The 14,336-nt window shown below is 58.0% G+C and carries 26 protein-coding genes; all 26 read left to right on the forward strand.

The annotated features are described in order from the left end of the window. Window positions 1–10: 10 nt before the first annotated feature. The 26 genes from rpsS (at window position 11) to L3J03_01935 (ending at window position 14,214) form a co-directional block, all read left to right on the forward strand. Complete coding sequence (rpsS, locus tag L3J03_01810) at window positions 11–286, forward strand: 30S ribosomal protein S19 (GenBank protein MCF6289729.1); 276 nt, start codon at window positions 11–13, stop codon at window positions 284–286. 49 nt (window positions 287–335) lie between these two features. After that, window positions 336–668, forward strand: coding sequence for a 50S ribosomal protein L22 (gene rplV, locus L3J03_01815; protein MCF6289730.1), 333 nt, complete (start codon window positions 336–338; stop codon window positions 666–668). A 56-nt stretch (window positions 669–724) separates the two neighbouring features. Further along, window positions 725–1,378, forward strand: a complete 654-nt coding sequence (rpsC, locus tag L3J03_01820) for a 30S ribosomal protein S3 (protein ID MCF6289731.1) — start codon at window positions 725–727, stop codon at window positions 1,376–1,378. A 67-nt stretch (window positions 1,379–1,445) separates the two neighbouring features. Further along, entirely contained in the window at window positions 1,446–1,862 is a 417-nt protein-coding gene (rplP, locus tag L3J03_01825; protein MCF6289732.1) for a 50S ribosomal protein L16, read from the forward strand. Beyond that, window positions 1,859–2,062, forward strand: coding sequence for a 50S ribosomal protein L29 (rpmC, locus tag L3J03_01830; GenBank protein MCF6289733.1), 204 nt, complete (start codon window positions 1,859–1,861; stop codon window positions 2,060–2,062). The genes rplP and rpmC overlap by 4 nt, the downstream gene beginning before the upstream one ends. Before the next feature lie 83 nt (window positions 2,063–2,145). After that, window positions 2,146–2,406, forward strand: a complete 261-nt coding sequence (rpsQ, locus tag L3J03_01835; protein MCF6289734.1) for a 30S ribosomal protein S17 — start codon at window positions 2,146–2,148, stop codon at window positions 2,404–2,406. Window positions 2,407–2,585: 179 nt separating this feature from the next. Further along, on the forward strand, window positions 2,586–2,954 hold the full coding sequence (rplN, locus tag L3J03_01840) for a 50S ribosomal protein L14 (protein MCF6289735.1): 369 nt from the start codon (window positions 2,586–2,588) through the stop codon (window positions 2,952–2,954). 54 nt (window positions 2,955–3,008) lie between these two features. After that, window positions 3,009–3,344 (forward strand): 50S ribosomal protein L24, encoded by a 336-nt coding sequence (gene rplX / locus L3J03_01845; GenBank protein MCF6289736.1) that lies wholly within the window; start codon window positions 3,009–3,011, stop codon window positions 3,342–3,344. Between the two features lie 34 nt (window positions 3,345–3,378). Beyond that, the gene (rplE, locus tag L3J03_01850; protein MCF6289737.1) at window positions 3,379–3,918 is read left to right on the forward strand and encodes a 50S ribosomal protein L5; all 540 of its coding nucleotides are present in this window, start codon (window positions 3,379–3,381) and stop codon (window positions 3,916–3,918) included. Window positions 3,919–3,984: 66 nt separating this feature from the next. After that, window positions 3,985–4,170 carry a type Z 30S ribosomal protein S14 gene (locus tag L3J03_01855; protein MCF6289738.1) on the forward strand — a complete coding sequence of 62 codons (186 nt, stop codon included), beginning with the start codon at window positions 3,985–3,987 and terminating at the stop codon, window positions 4,168–4,170. A 130-nt stretch (window positions 4,171–4,300) separates the two neighbouring features. After that, complete coding sequence (gene rpsH, locus L3J03_01860) at window positions 4,301–4,699, forward strand: 30S ribosomal protein S8 (protein ID MCF6289739.1); 399 nt, start codon at window positions 4,301–4,303, stop codon at window positions 4,697–4,699. A 113-nt stretch (window positions 4,700–4,812) separates the two neighbouring features. Next, window positions 4,813–5,352 (forward strand): 50S ribosomal protein L6, encoded by a 540-nt coding sequence (gene rplF, locus L3J03_01865; GenBank protein ID MCF6289740.1) that lies wholly within the window; start codon window positions 4,813–4,815, stop codon window positions 5,350–5,352. A gap of 85 nt (window positions 5,353–5,437) precedes the next feature. Next, window positions 5,438–5,803, forward strand: coding sequence for a 50S ribosomal protein L18 (rplR, locus tag L3J03_01870; protein ID MCF6289741.1), 366 nt, complete (start codon window positions 5,438–5,440; stop codon window positions 5,801–5,803). A 50-nt stretch (window positions 5,804–5,853) separates the two neighbouring features. Next, window positions 5,854–6,366: a 30S ribosomal protein S5 gene (gene rpsE, locus L3J03_01875; GenBank protein ID MCF6289742.1), complete on the forward strand. Its 513-nt coding sequence runs from the start codon at window positions 5,854–5,856 to the stop codon at window positions 6,364–6,366. Window positions 6,367–6,467: 101 nt separating this feature from the next. Further along, entirely contained in the window at window positions 6,468–6,650 is a 183-nt protein-coding gene (gene rpmD / locus L3J03_01880) for a 50S ribosomal protein L30 (protein ID MCF6289743.1), read from the forward strand. A 2-nt stretch (window positions 6,651–6,652) separates the two neighbouring features. After that, window positions 6,653–7,096, forward strand: a complete 444-nt coding sequence (rplO, locus tag L3J03_01885) for a 50S ribosomal protein L15 (GenBank protein MCF6289744.1) — start codon at window positions 6,653–6,655, stop codon at window positions 7,094–7,096. Next, a complete protein-coding gene (gene secY, locus L3J03_01890) occupies window positions 7,097–8,407 on the forward strand; it encodes a preprotein translocase subunit SecY (GenBank protein MCF6289745.1) in 1,311 nt (436 codons plus the stop codon). A gap of 75 nt (window positions 8,408–8,482) precedes the next feature. Beyond that, complete coding sequence (gene map / locus L3J03_01895; protein MCF6289746.1) at window positions 8,483–9,283, forward strand: type I methionyl aminopeptidase; 801 nt, start codon at window positions 8,483–8,485, stop codon at window positions 9,281–9,283. A 130-nt stretch (window positions 9,284–9,413) separates the two neighbouring features. Further along, window positions 9,414–9,635 carry a translation initiation factor IF-1 gene (gene infA, locus L3J03_01900; protein ID MCF6289747.1) on the forward strand — a complete coding sequence of 74 codons (222 nt, stop codon included), beginning with the start codon at window positions 9,414–9,416 and terminating at the stop codon, window positions 9,633–9,635. Between the two features lie 66 nt (window positions 9,636–9,701). Beyond that, window positions 9,702–9,815: a 50S ribosomal protein L36 gene (gene rpmJ / locus L3J03_01905; protein MCF6289748.1), complete on the forward strand. Its 114-nt coding sequence runs from the start codon at window positions 9,702–9,704 to the stop codon at window positions 9,813–9,815. A 49-nt stretch (window positions 9,816–9,864) separates the two neighbouring features. Continuing rightward, a complete protein-coding gene (rpsM, locus tag L3J03_01910; GenBank protein ID MCF6289749.1) occupies window positions 9,865–10,230 on the forward strand; it encodes a 30S ribosomal protein S13 in 366 nt (121 codons plus the stop codon). Window positions 10,231–10,314: 84 nt separating this feature from the next. Further along, window positions 10,315–10,713: a 30S ribosomal protein S11 gene (rpsK, locus tag L3J03_01915; protein MCF6289750.1), complete on the forward strand. Its 399-nt coding sequence runs from the start codon at window positions 10,315–10,317 to the stop codon at window positions 10,711–10,713. Window positions 10,714–10,931: 218 nt separating this feature from the next. Continuing rightward, window positions 10,932–11,561, forward strand: a complete 630-nt coding sequence (gene rpsD / locus L3J03_01920) for a 30S ribosomal protein S4 (GenBank protein ID MCF6289751.1) — start codon at window positions 10,932–10,934, stop codon at window positions 11,559–11,561. A gap of 120 nt (window positions 11,562–11,681) precedes the next feature. Further along, complete coding sequence (locus tag L3J03_01925) at window positions 11,682–12,737, forward strand: DNA-directed RNA polymerase subunit alpha (GenBank protein ID MCF6289752.1); 1,056 nt, start codon at window positions 11,682–11,684, stop codon at window positions 12,735–12,737. Window positions 12,738–12,751: 14 nt separating this feature from the next. Then, a complete protein-coding gene (gene rplQ / locus L3J03_01930; GenBank protein ID MCF6289753.1) occupies window positions 12,752–13,135 on the forward strand; it encodes a 50S ribosomal protein L17 in 384 nt (127 codons plus the stop codon). A 308-nt stretch (window positions 13,136–13,443) separates the two neighbouring features. Then, complete coding sequence (locus L3J03_01935) at window positions 13,444–14,214, forward strand: YkgJ family cysteine cluster protein (protein ID MCF6289754.1); 771 nt, start codon at window positions 13,444–13,446, stop codon at window positions 14,212–14,214. Window positions 14,215–14,336 lie beyond the last annotated feature (122 nt).

Consider the following 14,336-nt stretch of genomic DNA (forward strand, 5'->3'; position numbering starts at 1 on the left):
GGGTAGGAAAGTGTCGCGTTCTGTAAAGAAAGGGCCGTTTATTGATGAGCATCTGTTGAAAAAGGTGGTCAAGGCTAAGGAAAACAATTCCCGCAAGGTGATCAAAACCTGGTCGCGGCGGTCTGATATCACTCCCGACATGATCGGGATGACCTTTGCCGTGCATAACGGTAGGAGATTCATCCCGGTGTTTGTGACCGATAACATGGTGGGCCACAAACTTGGCGAGTTCTCCCCGACCCGGACCTATTACGGTCATGCCGGGGACAAAAGAGGCAAGAAATAACAAGGTAGTCTCCGTGCGGAAATACTGTAACAATAAGGAGTAGGACGCCATGCAAGCAAAGGCGGTTGCCCGATATATCCGGATCTCTCCCCAGAAGGCTCGGCTGATTGCCGACGTTGTCCGGGGCCAGGAGGTCGAGAAGGCCATTAACACCTTACGGTTCATGCCCAAGAAGGGCGCGGAAATTCTGCGCAAGGTCATTGAGTCGGCCCTGGCCAATGCCGGTCAGAACGCTGCCATCGACGTGGACACCCTGTATGTCAAGTCGGTGTATGTCGACGGCGGTCCCACCTTGAAACGGATCAGGCCGCGGGCAATGGGCCGGGCCAACCGTATCCTGAAGCGGACCAGCCATATAACCGTTGTCCTTGATGAACAGTAAGCAGATTTAATTAAGAGAGATACTCTGTAGAAAACTCTATATTACGGAGGGAGATTTTGGGCCAGAAAGTCAATCCAATCGGCATGCGGCTGAATATTACGCGGACCTGGGAGTCCATCTGGTTTGCGGGCAAGGATTATGCCAAGTTCCTTTTGGAAGATCAGCAGATCAAGAAGTATCTCAAGAAGCGGCTGTATCACGCCGGTGTTTCCCGGATCAATATCGAGCGCACCGGGGAGAAGTTGCGGGTCAAGCTGCACACCGCCCGGCCGGGGATCGTTATCGGCAAGAAGGGCGCTGAGATCGAGGCCCTGAAGGTTGAGCTGGACCGCTTGACCGGCCGGCACTGTATTCTCGATATCCAGGAAGTGCGCCGGCCCGAGGCCGATGCCCAACTGGTTGCCGAGAACGTGGCCCAGCAGCTGGAGCGCAGGATCGCCTTCCGCCGGGCGATGAAAAAAGCAGTGAACACCGCCTTGCGCTTCGGCGTCAAAGGAATTAAGATAAACTGTTCCGGTCGCCTCGGCGGCGCGGAAATGGGCCGGCGCGAATGGTATCGCGAGGGCCGGGTGCCGCTCCATACCCTGCGGGCCGATATCGACTACGGGCTGGCCGAGGCCAAGACCACCTACGGGATCATCGGCGTCAAGGTCTGGATCTTCAAGGGCGAGGTGTTGAGCGATGCCGAGAAACGTGTTGACGCGCGGTGATGAGAAGCGGTGAATTCAGGCTTTTTGCGAGTTCATCATCAAGCCGGTTAAAGAATGAGGGTGTTTTATGCTCAGTCCTAAAAAAGTCAAACATAGAAAACAGATGAAGGGCCGGATGCGCGGCGCCGCCTATCGGGGCTCCACCATCAGCTTTGGCGACTATGCCCTCAAGGCCGTTGAGTGCGGTTATATGACCGCCCAGCAGATCGAGGCGGCCCGGATCGCCATCAACAGAAAGGTAAAGCGCGGCGGCCAGATGTGGATCCGGGTTTTTCCGGACAAACCGCTGACCAAGAAGCCGGCGGAAACACGGATGGGCAAGGGCAAGGGCAGTCCGGAATCATGGGTGGCGCCGGTCAAGCCGGGGCGGATACTCTATGAACTTGCCGGGGTTGAAGAGGATCTGGCAATCCGTGCCTTGAGCCTGGCGGCAGCCAAACTGCCCTTTGCAACCAAGGTGATTACGAGGAGTACCAGTCTATGAAGTCCAAAGAGTTACGCCGGAAGGTGCGGGAAATGAGTGCCGAGGAGTTGGCGGCCAAGGAACACGACCTGCGCGAGAATCTCTTTAAGCTGAGTTTTCAGCACGGGATCCATCGGCTGGAGAATACCGCTACCCTTCGGAACCTCCGCCGTGATATCGCCCGGGTCCTGACCGCAAAAAACGCCGGGCAGGGGCGGTAAGTCGCCCAATCGCGCGCCGGGCGCCCCGGGTTCCGGCGGGCTTCAGGCGTGGCATGGAATAACAAAGTGGGAACACTGAGATTATGGAAGCAAAAAAGACGATAAAGAAGACACGAACCGGTTCAGTGGTCAGTAACAAGATGGCCAAAAGCGTGGTGGTGCAGGTTGACCGGCTGGTTCGCGATAAGTTTTACGGCAAGTTTATCAAGCGCCGGGTCAAATACATGGCCCATGATCCCGAGGGTACCTGCAACATCGGCGATCGGGTGCTGATCGAGGAATGCCGTCCGTTGAGTAAACGGAAACGGTGGCGGGTCCGGTCGGTTATCGAGCAGGCCGTTTAGATACCTTTATATGAACGTCGTGGCGGACGAAGCCCGCTGTCCGGAGAGATTTTCATTGTTGGTCGGGGCCGCGGCCTTCCGGCGGACTCCGGCGTGCTGATCCGGGACTTACAAAAAATGGTATTTGCCGTCGGGCCCGGCCTCGCGGTCATTTTAATTTACTGAATGTTGGTGGTGATATGATACAGACCGAAACAGTACTCGACGTGGCAGACAACTCCGGCGCCAAAAAGGTCCTCTGTATCCGGGTCCTGGGCGGTACCCGGCGGCGTTATGCCCGGGTCGGCGATATTATTGTGGTTACGGTAAAAGAGGCCATCCCCCATGCCAAGGTCAAGAAGGGTGACGTGATGCGGGCGGTGGTGGTGCGAACCGCCAAGGAGATCAGGCGGATGGATGACACCTCGGTACGGTTTGACGGCAACAGCGCGGTATTGCTTTCCGCTTCGGGCGAGCCGGTGGGCACCCGTATATTCGGCCCGGTGGCCCGGGAGTTGCGGGTAAAGGGGTTTATGAAAATTATCTCCCTCGCCCCTGAGGTGGTGTAACGGAACAGGCCTGACCGAGGAACGGTCAAGGGGTTATTGCGGGAGGCAGCAAGGATGGGTCAAGGTATGAATTATTTGAAGATCAACGACCAGGTTGAGGTCATTGCCGGTAAGGACAGGGGCCGGGTCGGCAAGATTCTCAGGGTCTATAGGAATAAGGATCGAGCCCTGGTCGAACGGAGCAATATGATCAAGCGGCACATGAAGCCCTCGGCCGCCAATCAGCAGGGTCAGATTGTTGAGAAAGAGGCGCCGATCCATGTCTCGAACCTGATGCTGGTGTGCCCGAAATGCACAAAAACGGTTCGCATCAGGAAAAACACCCTGGATGACGGCACCAAGGTGCGGATCTGCAAGAGCTGCGATGAGATTATCGAGCCCAAGGCGTAATTGAAGCCCCTGGGCGATTTGGAGGTTTTTTTCAATGTCGGGCATAAAGGAATTTTACCAGAAAGAGTGTGTGCCGCAACTGATGGAAGAGTTCGGCTACAAGAATATCATGCAGGTGCCGCGGGTGACCAAGGTTGTCCTCAACATGGGGCTTGGCGAGGCGGTCCAGAACCCGAAGATCGTTGACGTGGCCGCGGAGGAACTGAGCCGGATCGCCGGTCAGAAGGCGGTGGTTACCAGGGCCAAGAAGTCCATTGCCGGGTTCAAGCTCCGCCAGGGGATGCCGATCGGCTGCCGGGTCACCCTGCGCAGTGAGCGGATGTATGATTTTTTCAGCAAGCTGGTGCATATCGCCCTGCCCCGGGTGCGTGACTTCCGGGGGATGTCGCCGGCCATGTTCGACGGCAGAGGCAACTTCTCCATGGGGATCACCGAGCATATCATCTTTCCGGAGATCGACTACGACAGGATCGACAAGATCCGGGGGTTGAACATTTCCATTGCCACCAGTGCCAGGAGCGATGCCGAGGGCCGCTTTCTCCTCAAGGTGATGGGGATGCCGTTTCGGAAGTAAGGAAGGTGGCGCACCAGTGACGACGGGCAAAATCAAGAAGAATCCAATCAGCCAAGGGAGGACGAGTTGGCTAAGAAATCATTGATCGCAAAAAGTAAACGGCAGCCGAAATTCCAGGTTCGTGCATATAACCGGTGTCCCCTCTGCGGCCGGCCGCGGGCCTTTATCCGGAAGTTCGGTGTCTGCCGGATCTGTTTTCGGAGCCTGGTTTCCAGGGGCGAGGTTACCGGGGTGACCAAGTCCAGCTGGTAATTCAAGTGAATGAGCGGATTCCCGGGTGTCCCGGCGAAGAAGAACCGAATCCGGGCCGGGCATGATCGGAAAAACCGGGCCCGGCGGGGTGAGATTCAACAACCAAATTTAGACAAGGAGTACAGTCTGGATGTCGATGAGCGATCCCCTGGCAGATATGCTGACCAGGATCAGAAATGGTGGAATGGCACGCTTCGACACGGTGAATATGCCGCTGTCGAAGCTGAAGGTCAATGTGGCCAAGGTGCTTAAGGATGAAGGCTACATCAGTGACTATAGTGTTCTCAGGGAGGGTCCCCAGGGGACTCTGCGGATCGATCTGAAGTACGGCCCGAACGATGAGAAGGTCATTACCGGAATCCGGCGGGTCAGCAAGCCCGGGCTGCGGGTTTATGTGCAGGCCGATGCGATCCCCAGGGTGCTGAACGGGCTCGGGATAGCGATCCTTTCCACCTCGAACGGGGTGATCACCGACCGCGAGGCCCGGCGTCTCCGGGTGGGCGGCGAGGTTCTCTGCGAGACCTGGTAACGGAACCGGAACCGGCTTGAGTAACTGTGTGCATGGCTCCCCGGCCGCTGGAGACGACTGACTTTTGTCGTTGGCCGGCGAAACGGGATTTGCCGCAAAGATTGGAGGAATAGATGTCCAGAATAGGCAATAAACCGATTCCGCTACCCAAGGGTGTCTCGGTCGATATCCAGGGCGCCAGGGTGACGGTAAAGGGTCCCAAGGGCACCCTTGAGCGTGAAATCCGGCCCGAGGTGAGCCTGGCTCTCGAGGACGGCCACCTGGTTTTGAATACCAGTGATACCGGCCGGGTGACCATGGCGATGAAGGGTCTGACCCGCTCTCTGGTCAACAACATGGTCGTCGGGGTCGGGCAAGGGTTTCAGAAGAGGTTGTTGATCGAAGGGGTCGGATACAAGGCCGAGGTTGACAAGGCAACGCTCAAGCTCAATGTCGGCTACTCTTCGCCGGTCATTTTTGAACTGCCCGAAGGGGTGGCGGCCTCGGTTGACAAAAAAAACACGATTACCATCAAGGGAATCGACAAGGAACTGATCGGCCAGACCGCGGCCAGGATTCGGGCGGTGCGTAAGCCCGAGCCCTATAAGGGCAAGGGCATCAGGTACGAGGGCGAGTATATCGCCCGCAAGGTCGGCAAGTCCGGGGCCAAATAAGGCCCGCCGGGGCCGCGGCGCGGGCATGGTCCGCTAACGGCATTTTTCAACAGATGCTTGCTTAAAGAGCAACAGGAAAACGGTAATGGCAAAAACAGACTCTACGGTTATTGCGCGGCGGAAGCGTATCAGGCGGATCAGGAAAAAGATCACCGGCACCTCGGAGCGACCGAGACTGCGTGTTTTTCGCAGCGCCAGGCATATCTATGCCCAGATTATTGACGACGCCCGGGGCAACACCCTGGTGGCCATGTCCTCCTTGAACAAAGAGGTGGCGGGCGAGGAAACCAAGGGTAAATGCGGCCGGGCCCATCAGGTGGGCAAGTTGCTGGCTGAAAAGGCCAAGGCCGCCGGGATCACCGCGGTTGTCTTTGACCGGGGCGGATACATCTATCATGGCCGGGTCAAGGCGCTCTCCGAGGGCGCCCGGGCCGGCGGCCTGGAGTTCTAGTTCCGCCGGGACGTGGAATAAACATAATTCAAGGATTTTGGGGGTGTGCTTTGGCAGACTTTAAGCAAGGGAAGAGCGATACCGCGTCCGACCTGATTGAAAAGATCGTCTATATCAACCGGGTGGCCAAGGTGGTCAAGGGTGGCCGGCGTTTCAGCTTCAGCGCCATCGTGGTCATTGGTGACGGCAAGGGCAAGGTCGGCTACGGCCTGGGCAAGGCCAACCAGGTGCCCGAGGCGATTCGCAAGGGGGTTGAGCGGGCGCGCAAGGATATGCGTCCGGTGGCCCTGACCGAGACCAGTATTCCGCACGAGATCAAGGGCAAGTTCGGCGCCGGCCTGGTGCTGTTGAAGCCGGCCTCCGAGGGTACCGGGGTGATTGCCGGCGGCGGGGTCCGGGCCGTGCTGGAGGCGGCCGGGGTCCAGAACGTGCTGACCAAGTGTATCGGCTCCCACAATCCCCACAACCTGGTCAAGGCGACCCTTGACGGGCTGCGCAACCTGCGCAGCGCCGAACGGGTCGCTGCCCTGCGCGGCAAGACCGTGGAAGAGATTCTCGCCTAGCAGCCGGTTATCCGCGCCATTGATCGTGGTACCAGGTTGCCAGGGCGGGCGGACAGGCCCGGCAAGACAAGACAAGAACACGTTGAATAAGGTTTGAGAAAATGGGAAACACTTTGCGCTTTACCTTGAGCAAGAGCATGATCGGCAGCACCAGGAAGGTGCGCGCCACCTTGACCGGCCTGGGGTTGACGCGGCGGCAGAAGACAGTGGTCCGCAAGGATACGCCGGAGATAAGAGGAATGCTGCGCAAGGTCCAGCACCTTGTGACCGTTGAGGAGGAATAGAGATGTTGTCCTTGAGTAATCTGTCGCCGAACCCGGCGGCGCGTAAACAGAGAAAACGGTTGGGCCGCGGCCAGGGTACCGGGCATGGCAAGACCGCCGGCCGCGGGCATAAGGGGGCCAACTCCCGCTCCGGCCGTGGGGTGCGGATGGGTTTCGAGGGTGGCCAGATGCCGCTGCAGCGGCGACTTCCCAAGCGTGGCTTTACCAATATTTTCAAAAAGGTCTATGCCATCGTCTCCCTGAGCGATCTGGACCGTTTCGAGGCGGGCGCCACCGTGGACCGGGACGCGCTGGTCAAGGCCGGTCTGATCAAGAAGAATACGACCCTGGTCAAGGTGCTGGCCAACGGTGAGATCACCAGATCGGTCAGGGTTGCCGTGGACAAGGTAAGTCAGGCTGCCCGGGACAAGATCGAGGCGGCCGGCGGAACGGTGGTGGTCGATTAGATGATCGGCAGCGGATTCAAAAACACGGCGAATATCCCCGAGCTTCGGCGCCGGGTGATCTTCACCCTGCTGATGCTCGCCGTGTACCGGGTCGGGGTGCAGATCCCCACCCCGGGAATCAACGGCGAGGCCCTGGCGGCATTTTTCGCCAAGAACGCTGACACCATTTTCGGCATGTTCAACATGTTCTCGGGCGGGGCCCTGGAGAACTTCTCCATCTTTGCCCTGGGGATCATGCCCTACATCAGCGCCTCGATCATTATCCAGCTCCTGACCGTGGTGATCCCGCAGCTCGAGGCCTGGAAAAAGGAGGGCGAATCCGGCCGGCGCAAGATCACCAAGTACACCCGCTACGGCACGGTGGGACTGAGCCTGGTCCAGGGCCTTTTCATCAGTGTCGGCCTGGAGGGGATGACCGGCCCGGGCGGCGAGGCCATTGTGCTTTACCCGGGCTGGCCGTTCAAGCTGATGACCATCATCACCCTGACCTCGGGCACCGCCTTTATCATGTGGCTGGGCGAGCAGATGACCGAGCGGGGGATCGGCAACGGGATTTCGCTGATCATCTTTGCCGGGATCGTGGCCCGGATGCCGGCCGCGATCGTCAATACCTTTCAACAGGTCAGCATGGGCGAGCGGGCCCTGGTTTTTATCCCGATTCTGCTGGTGATGATGTTGGCGGTGGTCGGGCTGATCATCTTTTTTGAAACCGCGCAGCGGAAGATTCCGATCCAGTACGCCAAGCGGGTGGTCGGCCGGCGGGTCTACGGCGGCCAGAGTTCGCACCTGCCGTTGAAGATCAATGTCGCCGGGGTGATCCCGCCGATTTTTGCCTCCTCGCTGATGGTCTTCCCGGCCACGGTGGGCGGCCTGATCCAGGTTGACTGGGTGCAGCGGATAGCGGCCATGCTCTCGCCCGGGACCATTTATTATTACGTGCCCTATGTGGCCCTGATTGTCTTTTTCTGTTTTTTCTATACCGCGGTCACCTTCAACCCGGTTGATGTCTCGGAGAACCTGAAGAAAAACGGCGGGTTTATTCCGGGGATCCGGCCGGGCAAGAAAACCGCTGATTTTATCGACAAGGCCCTGACCAGGCTGACGGTGATCGGGGCGATCTACGTCAGCGCGGTCTGCGTGCTGCCCACGGTGTTGATCAAGGATTTTAACGTGCCCTTTTATTTTGGCGGCACCGCCCTGCTGATCGTGGTCGGGGTGGCCATTGACACCATTGCCCAGGTTGAGTCGCATCTGGTGATGCGGAACTATGAAGGTTTTGTCAAGAAGGGCAGGGTCAAGGGCAGGCGGTAACGGATTTAAGATAGAAGGTTGCCAGCGGGCGGGCCGAAAAGATTAAAAGGGAATGTGAGGCGTTGCGGGGCATTGATGAGCAGGAGTAAGGCGGCCTCCACAGCCAAGAGCATAACCCTGAAGAGTCCGGCCGAGCTGGCGATCATGGGCGAGGCCAACACCATTGTGGCCGAGACCCTGAACATGCTGGCGGAGGCGATACGGCCCGGACAGTCCACCTGGCACCTGGATCGGCTGGCCGAGTCCTTTGCCCGGGAGCGGGGTGCCAGGCCCGCCTTTAAGGGGTACCACGGTTTTCCCGGCAGTCTCTGCGTTTCGATTAACGAGCAGGTGGTGCACGGGATTCCCTCGAAAAAGGTGTTGGTCCGGGAGGGCGATATCGTCAGCATTGATTTTGGGGTCCTGTATAAGGGCTATTACGGCGATGCCGCGGTAACCCTGCCGGCGGGCGCGATTGATTCCCGGAAGAGCGATCTTCTCAAGGTTACCCGTGAGTCCCTGTACAAGGGGATTGAGGCGGTGCGGGTGGGAAACCGGGTGAGCGATATCTCCCGCGCGGTCCAGGGCCATGTCGAGTCCCGCGGTTTTTCAGTGGTCAGGCAGTTTGTCGGCCATGGAATCGGCACGGCCCTGCATGAGGCCCCGGAGATTCCCAATTTCGTTGCCAACACCGGCAGCCAGCGATTGCTGGCCGGGATGGTGCTGGCCATCGAACCGATGGTCAACATGGGCGGCCATGAGGTGCGGGTGCTCAAGGACGGCTGGACGGTAATTGCCGCCGACCGGTTGCCGTCGGCCCATTTCGAACACTCGGTTGCGGTGACCGATGCCGGCCCGGTGATCCTGAGCAGGGCTGTCCGGGACGGACGGCGATGAAAAAAACTGTTTTTTTCTTGCAAAGTAGGTTATAAAGTCTCGTTTCACGAGATGCGCGGTCAAGGGCTGCGTGCCGGCTGATCGGTTGGCCGGATTATTTTCAGGAAACCCACTACAGGGTAGGGACGGTATGCCTAAAGAAGAAGCCATTCAGGTCGAAGGCACAATAGTCGAACCGCTGCCCAACGCCATGTTTCGGGTTGAACTCGAAAACGGCCATAAGGTGCTTGCCCATATCTCCGGCAAGATGCGGATGCATTTTATTAAGATACTCCCCGGTGATCAGGTGACGGTCGAGTTGTCGCCCTATGATCTCAGCCGCGGCCGGATTACCTTCCGGGCCCGGAAATAGCAAAACCGGTGGGCTTGGATACTTGAAAGAAGGCGAGCGGAACAATTCGCAGATACGGGTGATGGAATGAAAGTAAGAACTTCGGTAAAGAAGATATGCAGCAGTTGCAAGGTCTTCAAGAGAAACGGAATCGTGCGGGTCACCTGCAAGGTTAAAAAGCACAAACAACGTCAGGGATAACCAGGCATTACCCTGGACGACTCGTGAGAATCAGTGGAGGAAGCGGATCTTGGCTAGAATAGCAGGCGTAGACTTGCCGAAGAACAAACATATGGAAATCGCCCTGACCTATATCCACGGCATCGGGCGTAGTTCGGCAAAAAAGATATTGGATGAGGTGAACCTGCCCCACACCATCAACAGCGATGATATCAGCGAAGTCGATGTGACCCGGATTCGGAAGATCATCGAGACCATGTACCTGGTGGAGGGTGATCGGCGGCGCGAGGTGTCAATGGATATCAAGCGGTTGATGGACGTCGGCTGCTACCGCGGCCTGCGTCATCGCAAGGGCCTGCCCTGCCGGGGGCAGCGGACCAAGACCAATGCCCGGACCCGGAAGGGGCCGCGGCGGGGACCGTCCGGACGGAAGTAATCCGGTCCCGCCCCCGGGGTGGTTTTTTACCAGATATTGCACAGCAGCCCCGGCTTAGGGGGAAACGATACCGCAGGAGAGATAATGGCTAGTCCGAAGAAAGGCGCGGGCGGGAAGAAGCGCAAGGAAAAGAAGAACGTGCCGGAAGGCGTGGTCTATATCCAGTCTACCTTTAACAATACCATCATTTCCATAGCCGACCGGCAGGGGAACATCATCTCCTGGTGCAGTTCCGGTTGTCTCGGGTTCAAGGGGTCGCGCAAGTCCACCCCGTTCGCCGCCCAGAACGCGGTGGCCGAGGCGGCCAGCAAGGCCCAGGCCCATGGAATGCGCAAGGTGGAGGTCCGGGTAAAAGGTCCGGGTCCGGGCCGGGAAGCCGCGCTGCGCGCCCTGCAGGTCGCTGGTTTTGATGTGAGCAGGATCACCGATGTGACCCCCTTGCCCCATAACGGTTGCAAGCCGCCCAAGAGAAGACGGGTATAGCCGGAATGTCCGGGCCCCGGTTGTCGGGGTGCGCGAAACGCCATCCCCGTAACCACAAGCTGTTTCGGTCTTTTTATTAACCCGGGCGGTACAATTCAGAAATACGCCGAGAATATAAGCTTGCCGGGGTCACGGCCCGAGGCGGGCTTATATGTTTCCAGGCAAAGTGAAACAGGGCGAACCCTTAAGATAAACGGTTTTTCCGATGGAGGTTTAAATTGGCCAAGAATAAAGGTGCTTCCTGCAGGCAATGCAGACGCGAAAATCTTAAGCTGTTCCTGAAGGGAGACAGATGTTATTCAGACCGGTGCTCCTATGAAAGACGCGCTTATGCACCGGGGCAGCACGGTCAGATGCGGTTCCGCAAGGTTTCCGACTACGCCATTCAGTTGCGGGAGAAACAGAAGGTGCGGCGGATCTACGGAATGCTGGAAGGGCAGTTCCGCCGATGTTTTCATGCCGCGGACCAGATGAAGGGCGTCACCGGGGTCAACCTGCTGGTCGGCCTGGAGCGGCGGCTTGACAATACCGTTTTCCGGCTGGGGTTTGCCGGTTCCCGGTCCCAGGCCCGGCAGATAGTCCGCCACAACCATATCCTGGTGAACGGTAAAAAGGTCAATATCCCCTCTTTTCTGATTTCAGCGGGCGATGTGATTTCCCTGAGGGAGAAGAGCCGCAAGAACCAGGCGATCATCGATAACCTGGAGGCGGTGACCCGGCGCGGCGTGCCCGCTTGGCTCGAGCTTGACAAGGATAACTTCCAGGGATCGGTAAAGGCCATGCCCGACCGCGAAGAGATCACCATGCCGATCCAGGAACAGTTGATTGTCGAGCTTTATTCGAAGTAACAACCCCTGTTGTATTGAAAAGAAAAAGTTGATCGCCGGCCGCGGCAAGGCCGCTTCCGACATCGGCCCCAGGTTTTGAGCGGGAAGCTGATAACCTCATTAAAGGGAAAACAAAGAGCCATGACACAAGAACTGCAAGAAGAAGCTCCCTTTTATATGAACTGGCGCGACTTGATTCAGCCCGAGCGGTTGGATGTGGACAAGAAAACCCACAGCGACAGTTACGGCAAGTTTGTCTGCCAGCCCCTGGAGCGCGGTTTTGCCGTCACCATCGGCAACTCCCTGCGCCGGATCCTGATGTCCTCGATTCAGGGCGCCGCCATCACCTCGGTGAAGATCGAGGGAGCACTCCATGAGTTCACCACCATTACCGGGATCCTGGAGGACGTTACCGAGATCATCCTCAACCTGAAGGGCGTGCGGCTGAAGCTCAACGGCCCGGACAACCGGACGGTCCGGATCGAGAAGTCCGGGGCCGGTCCGGTGATTGCCGGTGATATCATTGACGACGGCCGGGTTGAGGTGATGAACCCGGACACGCATATCTGTACCATTACCGGCAAGGACACGGTTTTTTCGGCCGAGTTGGAGGTCGGTTGGGGCAAGGGCTATTCTCCGGCCGAGATGAACAAGAAAGAGGAGCATGCCATTGGCGTGATTCCCATTGACGCCATTTTTACCCCGATCAAGAAGGTCCAGTACATCGTTACCCAGGCCCGGGTCGGCCAGCAGACCGATTATGACAAGCTGACCCTGGAGATCCATACCGATGGCAGCGTCAAGCCCGAGAATGCGCTGGCCTATGCAGCCAAGATCTTAAAAGAGCACATGACCATCTTTATCAACTTTGATGAGGATAGCGCCGAGCCGGTGGTGGAGAAAACCGAAGAAGATGAAGCGCCGCCCCTGAATGAGAACCTGTACCGTACGGTTGAGGATCTCGAACTTTCAGTGCGGTCCGCCAACTGCCTGAAGAATGCCGATATCCACTACATCGGCCAACTGGTACAGCGGAGCGAGGCAGAGATGCTCAAGACCAAGAACTTCGGGCGTAAGTCATTGAACGAGATAAAACATCTTCTGGCTGAGATGGAACTGGGCCTGAGCATGAAGATCGAGGGCTGGGAAGCCCCGACTCCGGCCGAGGACGGCCCGGCCGAAGAGGAAAACAGCTAAACGAGGGATTATCGATGAGGCACCGTAAGGCAGGAAACAGACTGGGACGCACCTCTTCCCATCGCAAGGCGATGATGAGAAATATGGTCACCTCCCTGTTGGAGCATGAGCGGATCGTGACCACCACGCCCAAGGCCAAGGAGTTGCGGAAACTGGCCGACCGGATGATCACCCTGGCCAAACGGGGCGATCTCCACGCCCGGCGGCAGGCCCTGGCGGTGATCCGCGACAAGGCGGTGGTTGCCAAGCTGTTTGACGAACTGAAGGATGAGTATATGGACCGCAAGGGCGGCTATACCCGGATCATCCGGACCGGCACCCGGCCAGGCGATGCCGCCTCCATGGCGATCATTGAACTGGTCAACTATAAAGAAGATGACGTCGAGGTAGACAACTAGTGTCTGTCCAGAAATGAGCAATTTCGTTCAAGATCAAGGACCGCGAAAAAAATAAGCGCAGGCATATATGTGATATTCCGAGCATTATTTTTTGAGCATGACGCCGAGATTGGGCGAAAGGGCCATTTCTGGACGGGCACCAACTAGGAGCCTGTTCCGGACGGGCATCGCCAGCAGGCGACGGCGTCCTGTCATATTGCAACAAGCCGGTATGAGCCCTTTCTTCATACCGGCTTTTTTGTTTGCCGCGGCAACGCCCATGGATCCAGGCCAGGAATAATGCACCAGGTTCCGGCACGGACTCGGTTATGGACCAGACAGAGAAAAAATTTCCCGTTGGCATGGAGCCCCTGGGCGATTCCCGGTTTAGTTTCGGCTGCCATCCCGGGGTGGCCTGTTTTAATGCCTGTTGCCGCAAGCTGGAGATGGTTCTTTATCCCTATGACATCATCCGGCTGAAAAAACGGCTCAGGCTCGGCTCTGAGCAGTTCCTGCGGCAGTACACCCGACTGGGCCGGGGCACGCATCCCTTTTTTCCGGCAGTGATGATGCGGATGGCCGACAACCCGGAGCAGACCTGTCCCTTTCTGGGCGATGCCGGCTGTACGGTGTACGAGGATCGGCCCACATCCTGTCGGACCTATCCCCTGGAGCGGGCCGTGGACCGGACCCCGGAACAGGGGCGGCCGCGGGAGTACTACTTTATTGTCCGTCATCCCTACTGCCGCGGCCATGGGGAGAAGACCAGCTGGACGGTCCGGGAGTGGCTCCGGGACCAGCATCTGCTCCATCACAATACCATGAACGACCTGTGGGCCGAGGTCGATACCCTGTTCGCCGCCAATCCCTGGCAGGGAGAAGGGGCCCACGGCAGCAGGCAGCAGATGGCCTTCATGGTCTGTTACAATATCGACGGGTTCCGGCAGGTTGTCGAGGAGAATAACCTGCTGCGCCGGTTTCGTCTGGACAAGGGCCGCCGCCGGTTGATTAACAGCGGCGACGACGAGGCCCTGCTCAAGTTCGGATTCGACTGGCTGCGCCATGTCCTGGGCCGGATGGGGACCTTGCAGCCCAGATAGGCATGGGAGTATTGTGCGGTGCCTGCTTGCAATCGATCCGGCCGGGTGGTATAAGGAAAAGATTTTTTAACGGGTCGGCCCGGGGCCCGGGCCAGGTCCGGGAACGGAAAAAAACGGTTTTA

This window comes from Desulfobacterales bacterium, assembly GCA_021647905.1.
In the GTDB taxonomy this organism is placed as follows: Bacteria; Desulfobacterota; Desulfobulbia; order Desulfobulbales; family BM004; genus JAKITW01.

What these genes read in the sequence shown, in the direction of transcription:
- rplV (MCF6289730.1), top strand. Translation starts at nt 336, where the DNA reads ATGCAAGCAAAGGCGGTTGCCCGATATATCCGGATCTCTCCCCAGAAG.
- rplP (MCF6289732.1), top strand. Translation starts at nt 1,446, where the DNA reads ATGCTCAGTCCTAAAAAAGTCAAACATAGAAAACAGATGAAGGGCCGG.
- rpmC (MCF6289733.1), top strand. Translation starts at nt 1,859, where the DNA reads ATGAAGTCCAAAGAGTTACGCCGGAAGGTGCGGGAAATGAGTGCCGAG.
- rpsQ (MCF6289734.1), top strand. Translation starts at nt 2,146, where the DNA reads ATGGAAGCAAAAAAGACGATAAAGAAGACACGAACCGGTTCAGTGGTC.
- rplN (MCF6289735.1), top strand. Translation starts at nt 2,586, where the DNA reads ATGATACAGACCGAAACAGTACTCGACGTGGCAGACAACTCCGGCGCC.
- rplX (MCF6289736.1), top strand. Translation starts at nt 3,009, where the DNA reads ATGGGTCAAGGTATGAATTATTTGAAGATCAACGACCAGGTTGAGGTC.
- rplE (MCF6289737.1), top strand. Translation starts at nt 3,379, where the DNA reads ATGTCGGGCATAAAGGAATTTTACCAGAAAGAGTGTGTGCCGCAACTG.
- rpsH (MCF6289739.1), top strand. Translation starts at nt 4,301, where the DNA reads ATGTCGATGAGCGATCCCCTGGCAGATATGCTGACCAGGATCAGAAAT.
- rplF (MCF6289740.1), top strand. Translation starts at nt 4,813, where the DNA reads ATGTCCAGAATAGGCAATAAACCGATTCCGCTACCCAAGGGTGTCTCG.
- rplR (MCF6289741.1), top strand. Translation starts at nt 5,438, where the DNA reads ATGGCAAAAACAGACTCTACGGTTATTGCGCGGCGGAAGCGTATCAGG.
- rpmD (MCF6289743.1), top strand. Translation starts at nt 6,468, where the DNA reads ATGGGAAACACTTTGCGCTTTACCTTGAGCAAGAGCATGATCGGCAGC.
- rplO (MCF6289744.1), top strand. Translation starts at nt 6,653, where the DNA reads ATGTTGTCCTTGAGTAATCTGTCGCCGAACCCGGCGGCGCGTAAACAG.
- secY (MCF6289745.1), top strand. Translation starts at nt 7,097, where the DNA reads ATGATCGGCAGCGGATTCAAAAACACGGCGAATATCCCCGAGCTTCGG.
- map (MCF6289746.1), top strand. Translation starts at nt 8,483, where the DNA reads ATGAGCAGGAGTAAGGCGGCCTCCACAGCCAAGAGCATAACCCTGAAG.
- infA (MCF6289747.1), top strand. Translation starts at nt 9,414, where the DNA reads ATGCCTAAAGAAGAAGCCATTCAGGTCGAAGGCACAATAGTCGAACCG.
- rpmJ (MCF6289748.1), top strand. Translation starts at nt 9,702, where the DNA reads ATGAAAGTAAGAACTTCGGTAAAGAAGATATGCAGCAGTTGCAAGGTC.
- rpsK (MCF6289750.1), top strand. Translation starts at nt 10,315, where the DNA reads ATGGCTAGTCCGAAGAAAGGCGCGGGCGGGAAGAAGCGCAAGGAAAAG.
- L3J03_01925 (MCF6289752.1), top strand. Translation starts at nt 11,682, where the DNA reads ATGACACAAGAACTGCAAGAAGAAGCTCCCTTTTATATGAACTGGCGC.
- rplQ (MCF6289753.1), top strand. Translation starts at nt 12,752, where the DNA reads ATGAGGCACCGTAAGGCAGGAAACAGACTGGGACGCACCTCTTCCCAT.
- L3J03_01935 (MCF6289754.1), top strand. Translation starts at nt 13,444, where the DNA reads ATGGACCAGACAGAGAAAAAATTTCCCGTTGGCATGGAGCCCCTGGGC.